The following is a 16,697-nucleotide window of genomic DNA, read 5'->3' as shown; positions in this document are numbered from 1 at the left end:
TAATTAAGTTAACTATTAATACATCCTAATATGTATTAATGTTCTGTTATATGTATTGTTTTGCTCATGATAGGTATCATTTCATATTCTCCACTCACCTTAAGTTTAATAGCTTTGAATTACGAACTAGTTTATAAAGCAACTGTATTGAGTTGTTGAAGATAAAAAAACCAAAAAATAACAGCCCACCCCAAATAATAATTGCAGTATTGGTTCCCTGGAAAAGAACCGCATTTGATATTGCAGTAAATAATAGCAGAGTGATTATTAAATAAGTTTTAGTCGTTGGTATATTGCGCCATACTTTTCGTGAAAACTCTGTACGTAGAATATAAAAAAAATAAAATGCTATCGATGTTGAAATAGCTGCACCTAAAGCACCATATTCAGGTACAAGAATGTAATTTCCAATTCCATTTATCAACATAGCAACTATTGAAGCGAGCATAGACAATCCCGTCCTACGAGAAATTGATATTCCAACAGCTGTGGTTTCTGAAAGCGTATAAAATAAAGGAGATAACAAACATAAAGCAACTAAATATTTAATAGCTAGGTATTCTTTAGGTAAGAAGTATGGCAGCATCCAAGAAAATAAGCCGACAAGAACAACTGCAAAAAAGACAGCAGCTAAAACATGCTCAGATATTTTATCAACAGACTTAATATCAATACCATTTTTTTCCCACTTATAGATCATTGGAGCCCATATTGTATTGAATATCCCGGAAAAAACTGTGGCAACCCCTGCAATGCTAATAGTAACGGAATAAACGCCAAGCTCTTCAAAAGTAGATAGGCTTCTCAGGAACACTTTATCCATGACATTAAGACCCCAGGAAGCTAGTCCCCCTACGACTAAAGGAAGTCCAAATATTAGTAATAACTTTAACTTATGCCAATTAAACCCACAAGATAGAATAGTATTCCACTCATGTTTAGTGTTCCATAAAAACACTAAACACACTATAAAAACTGATAACATATGCGCAGCAATAAGACTATAGATGTCTTGCTTAAAGCCGACCCAAACGGTGCAAATAATAAATATCAAGAAAAAGACTTTAGGAATTAATTGACTCATGGAGTAAGCTAAAGCACGCTCTTCCATTCGTACTACTAAAGATAAAAAGCGGGAGGTATATGCAGTAATAAAGCAAGCGATGCTAAGTAAACTTAGGCTGGAGCTGGGAATATTATATAACCACTGAGAAATAATGGTGGGACTAAAAATAATACTCCCACCATATACTAAGCAAATTAAAACAAAGCCAGGTAAAAAGCTAAGTTTTAATAGCAGAGGCTTGTTATCTACCTCATGGTACTCTCTTATATACGCCTGATCTAGACCTAAACAACATAATAAAATAGAGAAACTTGCAACTACTTGTAACATTGAAATTCTACCTACATCTTCTACAGAATAAAACCATGTTATGAGAGGTAGTGTGACCAGTCCAATAATTGCAGTGCCAATTGGACCGATAGCATACTGTATAATCTTACCTTTCATTTGTGATCTTTCTTTGGATAGCTTGTAAATAAATAGGTTGAAGTTTTTTAGTAACAGCTAACTCACTAAAATTTTCTTCACAGTACTTTCTAATATTAAAAGCATTAAATTTCTCTTTATTTTTATAGAGTTCTAACATTGCTTTAGATAATTCGCCTATGGAGTTTTTAGGGACTAAATAACCTACATCAGGAGTTACTATAGATTCTGGACCTCCACAACAAGTAGCTATAACGGGCTTCCCTAGAGCTAGTGCTTCTATAATTACAACTCCAAAGGTTTCATAATTACTGGAAAGAACAAACGCATCAGCAGAAGAAATTTCTCTTTTTACTTTCTCACGATCTAACTCTCCTAAAAACGTAACTTGTTTTGAGATACCTTCAATTTTAACAAGTTCTTCAAGGATATATTTGCTTGGGCCGTCCCCTACTAGTTTTAATCTAACATTTCTATTTCCTTTAAAGGCCTTTGAAAATGATTTAATCAAAAGATCTACACGTTTATTTTCATTCTGAAAGCAGACGTTTATAAACTCGAAATACTCCGTATCCTCCTTAATAACGAGCTCTTCATTTAAAAAAAAACTATTTACCATGTTAGGAAGATAGTTCCAACTTTTTGAATTAAAAGTACTGTTTAGTAGCTTTGTAAACTCGTTACTTACAGCAATATTATAGCTAGAGTTTTGGACAACATCATTGAGGCTTTCGGTAACTTCTTTTTTGATTAAGCCTCTAGCAAATAAAGATGAGTGCTCAGTAATTATATATGGAATATTATACTTTTTCGAAATTTTTAAAGCTAAGAACCCAGCATCATTTAAGGAATGTACATGCAAAATCTCTGGTAATCCATTTTCCTTGATATACTTATTGAATAACTTCTCGCCAACGCATAGCCTAATTTTTTTTACAACTTTAATTAGCTTAGGCGTGTAATTAACCCCATACCATCTATAAGTTTTTACGCCTTCATCATTGTTTACTCTATATCCATAAGGCTTATTAAAAAGCCCTGTAATATCCTTTAGAGTTCTAAATATAGGTGCGATAACACCAACCCGATGACCACTTTTTGAAAGTGCTAAAGCTTGCTCTCTAAAAAAGCTTCCGTAAATATCGTTGGCATCACTTGGATACCAAGAAGGTAAAAGGAGGATGTGAATTTTTTTATTCATTTAAACCCTTAACTTTTTGCATCCATATAAGGATGCATAGGTAAACTGAAAACACTTTTAGCTAATTTTTCTGCAACAGGAAAGCTTCCTACAGAGTAACCTAAATAATCAAATGCTGTTTGCATGTGCATACATGTTCTATAGTAAACCATAGTAGGTATACCTTTTTCTTTAAACATGGCCATAGCCGTATCGCGGCTTGCTGACAGTAAGGTGTATTGAGCCCATGAACTTACATAGCCTTCAGGAACTTGTGGGGTTTTATATTTTCCTGACAACGAAACTTCATAATTTTCAGCAGCCTTATTACGATTAATGAGTTCGATCGGAAATTCTGCGAGTTTTTCAAGTAAGATAGCTGCTTGGATTGTATCTAGGCGACTATTCATACCAATACTCACATTATCGTATTTATCACTACCTTTGCCATGTACACGATAAGATTTTATTAATTCAGCATATTCATCATTATTAGTGAAAATAGCTCCACCATCACCATAGCAACCTAAAGGTTTTGCAGGAAAGAAACTAGTAGTCGCTATATCACCAAAACTACCAGCACGTTTCCCATCAATACTCCCACCAAAGCCTTGTGCTGCATCTTCAACTAGTTTTAGATTATACCTATCTGCAATTTTTTGAATCTCAGGATAGTTAGCAGGCAAGCCAAATAAATCAACTGCTATAATTGCTTTAGGAATTAGTTTACCTTCTGCAATAGTTGCTTGAATACGCTTTTCTAAGTCTACATGACAAATATTAAATGTTGCTGCGTCAGAATCAACAAATACAGGTGTTGCACCTTCGTACGCTATTACTTCTGCCGTCGCAAAAAAAGTAAAAGTTGGACAAAAAACAGCATCTCCCACTTTAATATCAAGTGCCATAAGCGAAAGTGTTAATGCATCTGTGCCGTTAGCGCAGGTAATAGCATGTTTAACGCCTACATACTTTGCAAGTTCAGCTTCAAGTTCTTGCACTTCTGGCCCCATGATATAATTGCCATGGTCTAGAACAGTTTGAATTCGCGCGTCTATTTTTGTTTTTAAGTGTTGGTATTGCGCAGCTAAATCTATAAATTGTATCGTCATTTTAAATTCTTTAAATTAGAGGGAGGTATTACTGATTTGTATAAGCTTATTAAATTATAAACCATTAAACTCGAGGAATTTAATGGTTTAAAGCCCAGCTTACAATTAATAATTGGCAATGTTTAAAAAGTGTGTATTATTTAATAAATAACACACTCCTTTCTAAAACATACTCTTCACCAGTGTGTTCACACGTGGCACTTGCATTACCAGTTAATGGTAAATTCAGTTGCTCGCCATATTTGCTTATCCAACCAATTTGCTTGGCAGGTACACCAACCATCAATGCAAATGCTGGTACATTCTTATTTATAACGGCGCCCGCGCCAACTAATGAATATTCCCCTATTGTAACACCACACACAATAGTGCAATTAGCACCCAACGTTGCGCCTTGTTTTACTAATGTGTCGCGGTATTCTGTTTTTCGCTCAATGAATGAACGCGGGTTATATACATTGGTAAATACCATACTTGGCCCACAAAAAACATCATCTTCGATATGTACGTTATCGTAAACTGATACGTTATTTTGTATTTTAACGTTATTACCGATTGTGACTTTATTACCAACAAATACATTTTGCCCTAACGAGCAACCTTCACCAATTTGCGCACCACTACACACGTGCACGAAATGCCAAACACGTGTGTCAGAGCCTATTTTTGCGCCGTCATCAACAATGGCGCTTTCATGCACAGTGTAATCTCTCATTAGCCTAAAACCTTTGATACAAATGGGTGAATGTCAGAACTGTTAAAAACAACTTGCTGTTCACGGATAGAGCTTACAATTTCGATACTCTTACGAGCTTCTTCTAATCCAAAGCCACCTCCACCCAAAATATGCTCATAGCTCTTGGTATGCAAATCAGTAAAACCACCAGAAAACTCAATCTCATTACCATCAACAGTAATAGACCTATAAGTACGTTGGCCTGCTGCTTTAATCTCTTCTGGAATATGCTCGTAGTTAACGGATAAAAACCACCGTACCTTTGCGTGCTTGAACTCAAGATAACCAGCATTAGAGTCCGCTTGTTTTAAGTGCGCTTCATTTTTAACTAAGTCACCAAATACCCAACCAAGCATATCGTAGAAGTGCACGCCAATATTCGTAGCTATACCTCCAGATTTATTATCATCACCTTTCCATGACGTAAAATACCAATGTCCACGGCTTGTCAGATAAGTTAAATCTACGTCAAACACTTTATTAGGGTTTTTAGCTACTTCTTCAGCGACATAAGACTTAAGATCAATTATACTTTGATGTAATCGCAGTTGAAGAATGTTATAAACTTGTTTTCCGGTTTCGTCTTGAACGACTTTTAGAGCGTCAATATTATGTGAATTTAAAACTAATGGTTTTTCACATATCGCATGTGCACCGTGACGTAAAGCAAAACGAATATGCGAATCATGTAGATAATTTGGCGATGCTATTGCCACATAATCAATTTGCGTGCCTTTTCGCTTTAATAAGTCTATATGGCGATCAAAGCGCTCGTACTCAACAAAAAAATCTGCGTTAGGAAAGTGACTATCAATAATTCCTACTGAATCGTTCTTATCTAAAGCAGCAACTAAATTATTACCTGTATCTTTAATCGCTTTCATATGCCTTGGTGCGATATAGCCTGCCGCACCTATCATTGCAAAATTTTTCATTTACTTTCCCTTAAGGTTTATATACCACGGCATAGCTTTACTAATACCTTGTAAGATTTTGTACTCTGGCGCGTAACCAAGGTTATCAACAGCTTTACTTACATCAGCTTGAGAATGTCGTACATCACCAGCTCTAAAGTCACGATACACTGGTTCTTGCATAACATTTATATCGCATTCTTTAAGTGCAGACTGTATTGCTTTATATAAATAGTTAAGTGTTGTCCGGTCACCTACTGCTACGTTATATACGTTGTCTTTGACTTCATCTCCAGCTGTTGCAGCAAGTATATTCATTTGCACTGTGTTTTCGATAAAGCAAAAATCACGGCTCGTTTCACCATCACCATTAATAAATATATCTTCGCCTTTAATCATATCAGCAGTCCACTTAGGGATCACTGCAGCATAAGCTCCATTTGGATCTTGTCGTTGACCAAATACATTAAAGTAGCGTAAGCCAATCGTTTTAAATCCGTATGTTTTTGCATATACACCTGCATATAGCTCATTTACATATTTAGTAACTGCGTAAGGAGAAAGCGGATTACCGATATTTTCTTCTATTTTTGGCAGTCCAGGGTGGTCACCATAAGTAGAGCTACTTGCAGCATAGGTAAAGCTTTTTACTTTAGCTTCTTTGGCTGCTTGTAACATACATAAAAAACCAGTGATATTCGCAGCATTAGTTGTTACTGGATCTGCAATTGAGCGTGGGACTGAACCAAGTGCCGCTTGGTGCAATACATAATCGACGCCTTCACCGTTATTAGCTAACGCAGTTTCGCAATCTTGATAATTACGAATATCCCCTTCAATAAAATTAAAGCCTTGCCACTGCTCCGCAGTTACTAAACCTTTTACTTCATCAAGGTTATGCTGATGGCCCGTTGCAAAGTTATCAAGCCCTACTACTTTTTGATTTAATTTTAATAAATGCTCTAAAAGGTTTGAGCCAATAAAACCAGCAACACCAGTCACTAACCAGGTTTTGGGAGTTGCAAGTAATTCAGCTTTAATTTGTTCGTAACGAGTCATATTATTCCTTGTGTGACCTTAGAGCCTCGCGGACTTTCAAAGTATTATGAATGGTTATAGTATTTACTTTATAAACATGAGATGAGCTCACGCTTGCGATTATTACAAACGCATATCGACACTTTGCTTTGGTAGTACGTATTTTAAGTCATAAAGTACATGCTCAGCTTTACCAAGCGCGCTAATTTTCTCAGCGCCCATTTCTTTAAATTCGTTATGGCCTACTGCAAGAATGATTGCATCGTAATTATTAGGCTTATGTTCGTTAGTTAAGCTTAAGCCATATTCATGTTGTGCTTCTTCGTTTGAGCACCATGGATCTACAATATCTACATTAATATTGTATTCTTTAAGTTCACTTACAATATCGATCACTTTTGTATTACGTAAGTCTGGACAGTTTTCTTTAAAGGTTAAGCCCATTACTAATACATTTGCACCATCTACATGAATACGCTTTTTAAGCATTTTTTTAACCAGTTCAGATACCACATGTTTGCCCATGCCGTCGTTTAAACGACGACCGGCTAAAATCATTTCTGGGTGATAGCCTACACTTTGTGCTTTATGTGTTAAGTAGTACGGATCAACACCAATACAATGTCCGCCAACTAATCCAGGACGAAATGGTAGGAAGTTCCATTTCGTACCCGCAGCTTCTAACACTTCTAGCGTGTCTATACCTAATTTATTAAAAATAATCGATAGCTCATTAATTAAAGCTATATTTACATCTCGTTGCGTGTTCTCGATTACTTTTGCAGCTTCAGCGACTCTAATAGAACTCGCTTTATGTGTGCCAGCCGTAATTACTGACTTATAAAGCTGATCAACTTTTTCAGCTATTTCTGGATTCGAGCCTGATGTTACTTTTAATATGTTAGTTACACGGTGCTCTTTATCGCCCGGGTTTATACGCTCTGGTGAGTAGCCGGCAAAAAAATCTTTATTAAAGACAAGTCCCGATACCTGCTCTACTACCGGCAAACACGCCTCTTCAGTAGCACCTGGATATACGGTGGACTCATAAATTATTATATCATCTTTTTTAACTACTTTACCTAGCATTTCACTGGCCTTGATAAGTGGAGTTAAATCAGGTTGCTTATGCTCATCAATTGGGGTTGGTACGGTAACAATATATACATTACAGTTTTCAAGATCTGACACTGTATAAGAGAAATTAAGCTGTGGAGATTGTTTAAGCTCTTCGTCACTTACTTCAAGTGTAGAGTCGTGACCGGATTGTAACTGTGCGATTCGACTTTGGTTAATATCGAATCCTAATACAGGGAGTTTTTTGCCAAACTCAACTGCTAATGGCAAGCCTACATAACCTAAACCTATTACGCCAATTTTAAGATCCTTTAATGAATCGTGCATTTTTATTCTCTCTATTATGAAGTTTAAATCAAGCAATGAATTATTTTAAAAAATGAATAACGCTACAAAGTCGCTCTCTCCAGTGCTTATTTGGAATACATTGAGTTTGCTGTATAAGGCTAAATATCGGTCGTTTTGCCGGCGTAGGATAACCGCTACTTGGTATTGGTTTAATGAGGATTTTCTTTTTAAGTTTATCTTGCTCAAATGCAATATCTTGTATCGCTACTGCAAAATCATACCAACTTGCTACACCTAAATCACTATAGTGATAAATTTCGTCAAGCTTAGGGAGTTCCGTTAATTGCCATAAGTACTGAGCTAAACCCTTTGCATTCGTTGGGCAACCTACTTGGTCACACACAACACTTAATTGCTCTTTTTCCGCCATTAAACGCAGCATTGTTTTTACAAAGTTATTACCGTGACTTGAATATACCCACGATGTTCTAACAATCGCAGAATTAACTGGGCAATGTGCTTTAATTGCCTGCTCGCCAGCTAATTTAGATGCACCATACACATTGATTGGGTTTGTTTTGTCGTCCACTGTGTAAGGCGTATTCTTTGTACCATCAAACACAAAGTCTGTCGAAATATGTAACAAACGAATGCTATGCTTAGTCGCTGCTTTGGCTAGTAGTTCAACTGCTGTTGCATTAATTAAATAGGCTTCGTCTTGCTCTGACTCTGCCTTATCTACCGCCGTATACGCTGACGCATTGATAATGACAGCCGGATTTAACTGTTTTATAACCCGCTCAATACTTTGCGGGTCCGTAATATTTATCTCATTACGTCCGTAAGCATGCGCTGTAATATGGCTTGGACAGGTTTGCTGTAATTCCCACGCTACTTGACCATTTTTACCAATGATTAGTACATTCATATTAATGACTGCCTAAACGTTCACGTTGGTAGCTTCCATCTTGCACGTTTTTACACCATGCTTGATTATCTAAATACCATTGAATTGTTTTTAAAATACCTGATTCAAATGTCTCTTCTGGATGCCAACCTAACTCTTTATTAATTTTAGTCGCATCAATTGCGTATCGTACGTCGTGCCCAGGACGGTCTGCCACAAAGGTAATAAGCTCTTTAAAGTCAGTAAGGTTAGCTGGTTTATCTTTAATTAAGTCATTTAGGTGATTACAAATTGTGGTCACCACTTCAATATTTTGCTTTTCGTTAAACCCACCAATGTTGTAGGTGTCACCTAACTTACCTTCGCTTACGACTTTATACAGTGCACGTGCGTGGTCTTCTACGAATAACCAGTCGCGTACTTGTTTACCATCGCCATAAACAGGTAACTGTTTACCTTCAAGGGCATTTAAGATAATAAGTGGTACGAGCTTTTCAGGAAAATGATACGGACCATAATTATTCGAGCAGTTAGTCAAGACCACTGGTAATTGATAAGTCCGGTGCCATGCACGTACTAGGTGGTCAGAGGCTGCTTTAGATGCTGAATAAGGTGAGCTTGGCTCGTACGATGTTTCTTCTGTGAACAAGCCTGTTTCGCCCAAGTCACCATACACCTCATCGGTTGAAATATGGTGGAAACGAAACCCTGCTTTTTTATCATCAACAAGGGTTGCGTAGTAACTACGTGCGGCTTCTAGCAGCTCGTATGTGCCTACCACATTTGTTTGAATGAACTCACCTGGACCGTCAATTGAACGATCAACATGGCTTTCTGCCGCTAAATGCATAATAAAATCAGGTTGGTATTGTAAGAATGCTGCGGCTACTTTTTCACGGTCACAAATATCGCCCTGTATAAAGTGATAACGAGCTGAATTTTCAACTGAACGCAGTGAATCAAGATTGCCAGCATAGGTCAATTTATCAAAGTTAACCACGGTATGCTCTGTTTCATTGATTAGAAAGCGCACTAAGGCCGAGCCAATAAACCCTGCTCCGCCAGTTATAAATATTGTTTTACTCATTATTTTATTCTCTTAAAAAGCAGGTGCATCGGCATGTAATAAACCAGCTTCATCTTTCGCTGAAAATAACGGTAATTTACCGTCAACAAGTGGCCACTGAATATTTAATGCAGGGTCATTCCACAACACGCTTTGTTCAAACTGTGGTGCATAATAGTCAGTGCACTTATAGACAAATTCAGCACTGTCACTGGTCACATAAAAACCGTGAGCAAAGCCTGCAGGCACCCAAAGTTGACGCTTGTTATCACCGCTCAGTAATACACCGACATGCTGACCAAAAGTAGGACTGTCTTTGCGCATGTCAACCGCGACATCATACACTTCACCCGCGATTACACGCACAAGCTTACCTTGCGTTTGCTGGGTTTGATAATGCAAGCCACGTAATATTCCTTGACCCGATTTACTGTGGTTGTCTTGCACAAATACCACATCGGCAACTTGCTCACGAAACCAGTCATCACGAAAGGTTTCCATAAAAAAACCGCGCTCATCACCAAATACAGTTGGCTCAATAACTTTTACATCAGCAATGGCTGTATCGATAACCTTCATGAAAACACCTTATTAGAAAGCAAGCTTAACAAGTATTCACCATAACCACTTTTACGTAGTGGCTCAGCTAATTCACGCAATTGTTGTTCATTGATATACCCCATACGGTATGCAACTTCTTCAGGGCAATTTACTTTTAAGCCTTGGCGCTTTTCGATCGTTTCAATAAACTGTGCGGCTTGTAATAAGCTATCGTGCGTGCCGGTATCTAACCAAGCTGTACCACGGCCCATTATTTCCACATTTAATGTACCGGCATCTAGGTATTGCTCAATAACATCTGTAATTTCTAACTCACCACGAGGCGATGGTTTAACATTTTTAGCGTATTCAACCACGTTGTTATCAAAAAAGTACAAACCAGGAACGGCATAGTTTGATTTTGGTTTAGATGGCTTTTCTTCTACCGAAATTGCTTTACCGGTTTCGTCAAACTCAACTACGCCGTAAGCCGTAGGATTGGCAACATGGTAACCAAATACTGTTCCACCTTGTTTGCGTGCAGCGGCATTTTTAAGTGCCTTAACTAAGTCATGACCATAAAACAAGTTATCACCGAGCACTAGTGCAACGTTATCGTCGCCTATAAACTCTTCACCAAGTAAAAATGCTTGTGCTAGGCCATCTGGTGAGGGTTGAGCAACATACTCAATATGAATGCCCCACTCACTGCCATCGCCGAGTAGCTCTTGAAACTTGCTTTGCTCAACCGGCGTGGTGATAACTAATATATCTTGAATGCCTGCACTCATTAATGTGGCAATTGGGTAATACACCATTGGTTTATCGTAAACCGGCATCAATTGTTTGCTTACTACTTTAGTAAGTGGGTATAAGCGGGTGCCACTTCCTCCGGCGAGGATTATTCCTTTAGTCATTTAAATACCTATTTCGATCAATTGAATTAACGGCCTAACTTCAACCCATTGAAAATAAACTCGGTTGTTTAAAGAAGCTATTTAAGGGTGAACTAAGAGTGCTGGGAGCTTAAATCCCTATTATTTAAAGTACATTTTCCAACCTATTTTGAGTGGATTGAAACTCTCTTCCTGATGATAAATCACTTTAAAACATCACAGTATTCACACTCTAAGTAACCGATTGGTCATTATGAAGTTGTATTTTAGCAGTTTAGTATCTCAGCTTTATTACAACCCACTGAGACACTTTTTTCTAAATTGAGACAGTCAATTTAGACTATCTCATTGTAATTGCTTGATTTAGTGCTTTTTATAAAAAGTGCCCAATAGGCCCCATATAAATTATTTATCACTTTTGTATTCGTAGTTGTAATATCCATAATACCCATACGCATTACTCGCTTTTTTAACTACACCGTTAAATACAACGCCTTTTACGTCTATGCCATTTTGCTCAAAACGATTTCGAGTTAGCTCTATTTCTCGTACATGATTTTGTCCAAAACGGGTTACTAGTAACGTAGTGCCTGTATGCGCACTTACAATTGCGGGGTCAGTTACTGCAAGTATTGGTGGTGTATCAATAATTATAATGTCGTAAGCGGCGCTTACTTCTTCAACTAACTTACTAAAGTTGCTATGCATTAATAGCTCTGAAGGGTTTGGCGGTATTTGTCCACGCGTAATAACACTTAAACCTTCAACTTTGGTTGGTTTAGTAACTTGCTCTAGGTTTAAACGGCCAGATAAGTAATCACTTAATCCATCGTCCCACTTTAACCCAAACTGCGTTTGTAAGTAGCCTTTACGCATATCGGCATCAATAATCAGTACTTTTTTACCGCTTTGCGCAAGCACACTTGCTAAGTTAACCGATATAAACGATTTACCCACACTTGGGCTTGGGCCCGATATAGCAATAATATTATTTTTAGCTTCCATCATCGCAAAGTGCAAACTTGTACGTAAGCTACGCAGTGCCTCTATTGCTAGGTCAGCTGGGTTATAAAGAGCTAATATGCTTCTAGGCTTATTTGTTTTGTTTTTACGGGCTCGTTCAGCAAAGCCACTTAGTTTATCTTGGTAATCTGAGTGCGGTACACTTGCGTATACAGGTAGGCCTAGCGCTTCAATTTCTGCAGGGTCTTCAACGCCTTTGTGCATTGCCTTTTGTATAAGCACTATAGCCACAGCTAACATACCGCCTAGCATAGTCGCCATTACGACTATTAATGCTTTTTTAGGTTTAACTGGCTTGCTGGTGTTTACCTCGGCGTAGTCAATTATACGTACGTTACCTACAGTGCCTGCGCGAACTATATCAAGCTCTTGCGTTTTACTAAGTAACAATGTGTAAATTTGGTTGCTTACCTCAACATCGCGTCTTAAGCGAAGTAGCTCTTGTTGAGTTTCTGGCAGATTACCTACCTCACCTACAAGCTCTTGCTTTTGGCTTTCAACCGCCTCTATTTGCTCCAGAATACCTTGGTATGTTGGGTGATCTTTTTTGAATTTACGGCCAAGCTCTAACCGTTTTAGGTTTAGCTCTTGTAACTTGGTTTCAAGCTTTACAACTTGTTCAAGCACACCTTGTGTTTCGAGTGTTATGTTTATTGATTGGCGTTTAATTTGGTAGTCGTTAAAGCGTTGCTCTGCGTATTCAAGCTGTTTTTTAATTTCAGGCAGTTGTACTTCTAAAAACTCAAGCGACTTTTGTGCCTCGGCACTATTGCGCTCAACATTGCGGCGTACATAAATAGCGGCCACTTTATCAAGTACTTTTTCAGCGTAGCTTGGTTTAGTGCTTTGTAAACTTAAGTTAATTATGCCTGAGTCTTTACCTTTTTCACTTGCACCAATTGCTGTTTGCAAATCTAAAATAGTATTAAGACGATCTTTACGGGTAATTGTAAACTCTGTACCAGGGCGCGCATTTAAAGTACGAATGGTTAAGTTAAACTTACCGTTTGTAAGCTCCTCGCCTACTTTACCCGATAATATTTTCTCGCCGTCACCATTTAAAAGTGCAAGGCTGTTGTTAGTTTGTGCGATCAAAGTAAATGCTTGATTTACAGCAGTACGTGGTACATCAAACCTAAATACATTTATGCTCTCACCACCCCATGCGTAGCTATTAGCACCAAAGCTTGGCTCTGCTAAGTCGCCATCTTCCATTGGAGTAAATTTACGATAAGCGCGACTACCAATAAACGGGAATAGTTTAGGCTCTGCTATAACATCAAGCTTTAAAGTATCTACAGCTTCACCTATTATACTACGCGACTTTAGTAGCTCTATTTCGGTTACTGCAGCCGATGTACTTTCGAACATGCCTGCCATATCGTCAAAACCAGGGACTGATGCGCTGCCGTCTTCAACTTGTATCATGGCTGTTGCTTGGTAAACAGGGGTACTTAATACTGCATAAATAACACCCACAAACATAAACAGTGCGGTTACAGCTACTATAAAATATTTGCGATCGAGCAATGCGCCTAGTAGCGCCATTAAATCAATTTCTTGCGTTGGTTGTGTATTATTAGTGCTTTTATTATTAGCGCTACTAGCGCTGTTATTCGGCTGTGTATTCATTAAATTAGCCATTCCTTATAAATACTTTTGCCAAGCGCTACACGCGCTGTCGATTAATGTGTAAACGTGTCCAAAAGCCTCTTGGCTTTGGCGATATGGGTCTGGTATTTCAGCGTTATTAATCCACTTACCCAATAAAAACGTTTTACCGCGCGCCTCTGGGTAGCGAGCATGTACGTCGTTTAAATGGCGTTCTTCCATTACAAGTATTACGCTGTTTTGCGCAACTAAGCTTGATGTAAGCTGCTGGCCTTGGTGGGCATCCATATTAACGCCATGTGCGAGTGCTATTTGTTTTGCTTTTGCATCTGCTGGTTTGCCTTCAAGTGCTGTTAACCCAGCAGACGATACTTTAATATTTTTGCCTTCAAGCTTTTGCTTTAAAACATACTCACCTGTTGGGCTGCGGCAAATATTACCTGCACACACCACTAAAACTGAATCAAACATTTTTAAAAACCCTTAGTTTGCAGTTATATCGTCAACACTATCTACAGTAGCAATAGACGGTAATAGTAAGCTAATTACACGGTTCCAACGGGCAAGTGGTGCCGATGTTACATATACAATATCGCGCGGTTGTAGTTCAAACTGCTCAGCTAACACCATTGCCGCTATATTTTTAGCATGTAATTGGTATACGTTTGCAATAATACCGGTTTGCTCTACGTCACTTTTTCGCAGTACAAATACACCGTTAGCGTCTGCTGTTGCCTCATTCAAGCCGCCCGAGTCGCTTAGCGCTTCGGCCAAGTTTAAACCATAACGGTTAAGCGTTACTGAACCTGCTTTTTTAACGTCACCTAATACAAATATTTTTTGTGCATCGTTACGGTTTACGTGCACTATGTCGCCATGCTGCAATAAGCGGTTTTGCGAAATATCACCATGGGCATAAAAGTCATCAAGTTTTATAACTTCTGTTTTGTTGCCACGGGTAAATGTAACTGTGCGCCAATCGGCTGCATCTGTTAAACCACCTGCTTGGTTTAGGGCATCTATTAATGTAAGTGGAATTTCGGTTACTGGGTATACACCAGGTTGCTTTACTTCGCCGGTAACGTAGGTTTTTTGGCTTCTAAAGCCCACTACTTTTACGTCTACTTGAGGGTCTTCTATTACTCGGCTTAGGCGTTTAACAAGCTCATTACGTACTTGGCTTATTGTTTTACCTGCTGCGGGTATATTTGGTGCGTAGGCGTAAGTAATGGTGCCGTCTCGTTGTACTCTAAAGCCGTCAAATTCTGCGGTACGTTGTACTGCTGCAGGTATTGTTAGCTCTGGGTGATCCCATACGCCTATTGTTAGTACGTCACCAACACCTAGTTTGTATTCGTAGTTACTTACGTTTAAACCAGCAGTGCTTGAAATTGGTTTAGCTGCTATACGCGCTTGATTTTGTTTATTTATTAGTAGCGAGTCGATTATTTGAATGTTTACTTTTTCGAGATCTTGTTCGAGGTTTTGTGTTTGCTCGCCTGAGTCTATACCTTCAAAGTGGCTGCCTGGTACTATTGTACAGCCGGTCATGCTTAGTATTGCGAGTATTGATGCGAGTGATTTACAGCTTAACGCCATTGTAGAATCCCAAAATTATTTTAATATTGCACTTACTCACCAACCTTGGTGAGCACTTGTATTTTAGCCGACTAATTAAAGCATGTGCACTATTGTGAATCAATAGCCTTTGCTTTGTAAAAGCTTTGTAACTAAGTTTTTAATTAGCACTGAAATTATATCAGTATTTTCATAAGGTCTTTATGAATAAATTTAATTGATAGCCGTTTTTAGTAAAACACCAGGCTCATTAATATCTAATTGCATTAAATAAAGTGAACTAAGGTAAATGATAGATCACTAAAATATAAAGATTACGAGCTTTCCTCGTCACGCCAGCACGCTGCGCGTACAGTAGACTTAACAACACAGTTTTAAGTGCTTTAGGCACGCTTCCGCCCTTAGGTTACAGTTCCTAGTTACTGATATAAAAATATTTTTTCGCGGCATAAAGCTGCTGCTACATTTTAATTCACGCGCGTAAAGCCGCTGCTACGCTTTAGTTATTATTGCTTAATATCTTTATTATCTACACTTACTTCAATTTTTTGATTAAGTAAGTTAATGAGTAAAATACTGCGCAAGTCGCCGTCTGGCTCTTTATATATAGCTTGTATATTATTAAATGAATCGTTATTAACACTTACTGCATCGCCTATTTTTGGTATTTTTGATTCTGTGGTGTGCGAACGTTCATTTTTTAGTTGGTTCATTATGTATTCGGAAACTAATTGATAATTTGCCCCATAAGAAACAAAACCACCTATTCCACGGGTATTTTTTACAGCAGAAAAGTTACCATTTTTTGATTCAAGGCATACAAATAAATAATTAGGGAATAAAGCGGTGTGTTTGACGGTCCGACGACCTTTAACCAACCTTTCGGTAGTTAATTGGGGGTAAAACGCTTCAATCCCTTGATTTTGCAAGTTAGTTTTAGCTCGCTCTTCTTGCTTAGGTTTGCATACGACTAAATACCAACATTCCATAGTAGCCCTTAATACACAACTAAATTGCAAAAAATACAATTACAAACTAAACAACGGCGGCATTATAGCCAACATAAAGCCTCTATGTAAATAAGCCTTAGTGGTTAATAGCCACTCACTTTAATTAATATTGTTATTGAGTTTAAAGAGAGTAAAGGCTTTAACGCTAGTTTAGTACCTATAAAGCCATGTTTAGATTGGGCCAAACAAAAGTTTAGCTGCGAAAATTTATTAAAAACTTTAATTAATA

Annotated in this window: 15 protein-coding genes; all 15 read right to left on the bottom strand. The window is 38.0% G+C overall.

The features are described 5' to 3' along the window. Nucleotides 1-94: 94 nt before the first annotated feature. A complete protein-coding gene (locus QL998_RS00405; RefSeq protein ID WP_290191893.1) occupies nt 95-1,513 on the bottom strand; it encodes an oligosaccharide flippase family protein in 1,419 nt (472 codons plus the stop codon). Then, a complete protein-coding gene (locus QL998_RS00400; protein ID WP_290191892.1) occupies nt 1,503-2,693 on the bottom strand; it encodes a glycosyltransferase in 1,191 nt (396 codons plus the stop codon). The genes QL998_RS00405 and QL998_RS00400 overlap by 11 nt, the downstream gene beginning before the upstream one ends. Nucleotides 2,694-2,701: 8 nt before the next feature. Further along, nucleotides 2,702-3,778: a DegT/DnrJ/EryC1/StrS family aminotransferase gene (locus tag QL998_RS00395; RefSeq protein ID WP_290191945.1), complete on the bottom strand. Its 1,077-nt coding sequence runs from the start codon at nt 3,776-3,778 to the stop codon at nt 2,702-2,704. Between the two features lie 142 nt (nt 3,779-3,920). Continuing rightward, nucleotides 3,921-4,499 carry an acyltransferase gene (locus QL998_RS00390; protein WP_290191891.1) on the bottom strand — a complete coding sequence of 193 codons (579 nt, stop codon included), beginning with the start codon at nt 4,497-4,499 and terminating at the stop codon, nt 3,921-3,923. Further along, nucleotides 4,499-5,455, bottom strand: a complete 957-nt coding sequence (locus QL998_RS00385; protein WP_290191890.1) for a Gfo/Idh/MocA family oxidoreductase — start codon at nt 5,453-5,455, stop codon at nt 4,499-4,501. Before QL998_RS00385 ends, QL998_RS00390 begins: the two co-directional genes overlap by 1 nt. Further along, nucleotides 5,456-6,493, bottom strand: a complete 1,038-nt coding sequence (locus tag QL998_RS00380; RefSeq protein WP_290191889.1) for an NAD-dependent epimerase/dehydratase family protein — start codon at nt 6,491-6,493, stop codon at nt 5,456-5,458. Between the two features lie 102 nt (nt 6,494-6,595). After that, on the bottom strand, nt 6,596-7,876 hold the full coding sequence (tviB, locus tag QL998_RS00375) for a Vi polysaccharide biosynthesis UDP-N-acetylglucosamine C-6 dehydrogenase TviB (RefSeq protein ID WP_290191888.1): 1,281 nt from the start codon (nt 7,874-7,876) through the stop codon (nt 6,596-6,598). A 40-nt stretch (nt 7,877-7,916) separates the two neighbouring features. Beyond that, a complete protein-coding gene (gene rfbD / locus QL998_RS00370; protein ID WP_290191887.1) occupies nt 7,917-8,765 on the bottom strand; it encodes a dTDP-4-dehydrorhamnose reductase in 849 nt (282 codons plus the stop codon). 1 nt (nt 8,766) lies between these two features. Beyond that, entirely contained in the window at nt 8,767-9,831 is a 1,065-nt protein-coding gene (gene rfbB, locus QL998_RS00365) for a dTDP-glucose 4,6-dehydratase (RefSeq protein WP_290191886.1), read from the bottom strand. Nucleotides 9,832-9,843: 12 nt separating this feature from the next. After that, nucleotides 9,844-10,389 (bottom strand): dTDP-4-dehydrorhamnose 3,5-epimerase, encoded by a 546-nt coding sequence (gene rfbC / locus QL998_RS00360; protein ID WP_290191885.1) that lies wholly within the window; start codon nt 10,387-10,389, stop codon nt 9,844-9,846. Then, nucleotides 10,386-11,267 carry a glucose-1-phosphate thymidylyltransferase RfbA gene (gene rfbA, locus QL998_RS00355; RefSeq protein ID WP_290191884.1) on the bottom strand — a complete coding sequence of 294 codons (882 nt, stop codon included), beginning with the start codon at nt 11,265-11,267 and terminating at the stop codon, nt 10,386-10,388. The genes rfbC and rfbA overlap by 4 nt, the downstream gene beginning before the upstream one ends. A gap of 384 nt (nt 11,268-11,651) precedes the next feature. Beyond that, entirely contained in the window at nt 11,652-13,901 is a 2,250-nt protein-coding gene (locus QL998_RS00350; protein ID WP_182195655.1) for a polysaccharide biosynthesis tyrosine autokinase, read from the bottom strand. A gap of 15 nt (nt 13,902-13,916) precedes the next feature. After that, entirely contained in the window at nt 13,917-14,351 is a 435-nt protein-coding gene (locus QL998_RS00345) for a low molecular weight protein-tyrosine-phosphatase (RefSeq protein WP_182195652.1), read from the bottom strand. Nucleotides 14,352-14,363: 12 nt separating this feature from the next. Next, nucleotides 14,364-15,479 carry a polysaccharide export protein gene (locus tag QL998_RS00340; protein WP_182195649.1) on the bottom strand — a complete coding sequence of 372 codons (1,116 nt, stop codon included), beginning with the start codon at nt 15,477-15,479 and terminating at the stop codon, nt 14,364-14,366. Between the two features lie 485 nt (nt 15,480-15,964). After that, nucleotides 15,965-16,447 carry a transcription/translation regulatory transformer protein RfaH gene (rfaH, locus tag QL998_RS00335; protein WP_182195647.1) on the bottom strand — a complete coding sequence of 161 codons (483 nt, stop codon included), beginning with the start codon at nt 16,445-16,447 and terminating at the stop codon, nt 15,965-15,967. Between the last annotated feature and the right edge of the window lie 250 nt (nt 16,448-16,697).

Source organism: Pseudoalteromonas sp. APC 3691 (assembly GCF_030408135.1).
Taxonomy (GTDB): Bacteria; Pseudomonadota; Gammaproteobacteria; order Enterobacterales; family Alteromonadaceae; genus Pseudoalteromonas.
The sequence above is the reverse complement of the archived record's forward strand: the minus strand, read 5'-3'. Positions and strand labels throughout refer to the sequence as shown.

Coding starts and splice junctions, on each gene's coding strand:
- QL998_RS00385 (WP_290191890.1), bottom strand. CDS start 5,455: ATGAAAAATTTTGCAATGATAGGTGCGGCAGGCTATATCGCACCAAGG.
- rfaH (WP_182195647.1), bottom strand. CDS start 16,447: ATGGAATGTTGGTATTTAGTCGTATGCAAACCTAAGCAAGAAGAGCGA.
- QL998_RS00340 (WP_182195649.1), bottom strand. CDS start 15,479: ATGGCGTTAAGCTGTAAATCACTCGCATCAATACTCGCAATACTAAGC.
- QL998_RS00380 (WP_290191889.1), bottom strand. CDS start 6,493: ATGACTCGTTACGAACAAATTAAAGCTGAATTACTTGCAACTCCCAAA.
- QL998_RS00345 (WP_182195652.1), bottom strand. CDS start 14,351: ATGTTTGATTCAGTTTTAGTGGTGTGTGCAGGTAATATTTGCCGCAGC.
- QL998_RS00405 (WP_290191893.1), bottom strand. CDS start 1,513: ATGAAAGGTAAGATTATACAGTATGCTATCGGTCCAATTGGCACTGCA.
- tviB (WP_290191888.1), bottom strand. CDS start 7,876: ATGCACGATTCATTAAAGGATCTTAAAATTGGCGTAATAGGTTTAGGT.
- rfbD (WP_290191887.1), bottom strand. CDS start 8,765: ATGAATGTACTAATCATTGGTAAAAATGGTCAAGTAGCGTGGGAATTA.
- QL998_RS00390 (WP_290191891.1), bottom strand. CDS start 4,499: ATGAGAGATTACACTGTGCATGAAAGCGCCATTGTTGATGACGGCGCA.
- QL998_RS00350 (WP_182195655.1), bottom strand. CDS start 13,901: ATGAATACACAGCCGAATAACAGCGCTAGTAGCGCTAATAATAAAAGC.
- rfbA (WP_290191884.1), bottom strand. CDS start 11,267: ATGACTAAAGGAATAATCCTCGCCGGAGGAAGTGGCACCCGCTTATAC.
- rfbB (WP_290191886.1), bottom strand. CDS start 9,831: ATGAGTAAAACAATATTTATAACTGGCGGAGCAGGGTTTATTGGCTCG.
- rfbC (WP_290191885.1), bottom strand. CDS start 10,389: ATGAAGGTTATCGATACAGCCATTGCTGATGTAAAAGTTATTGAGCCA.
- QL998_RS00400 (WP_290191892.1), bottom strand. CDS start 2,693: ATGAATAAAAAAATTCACATCCTCCTTTTACCTTCTTGGTATCCAAGT.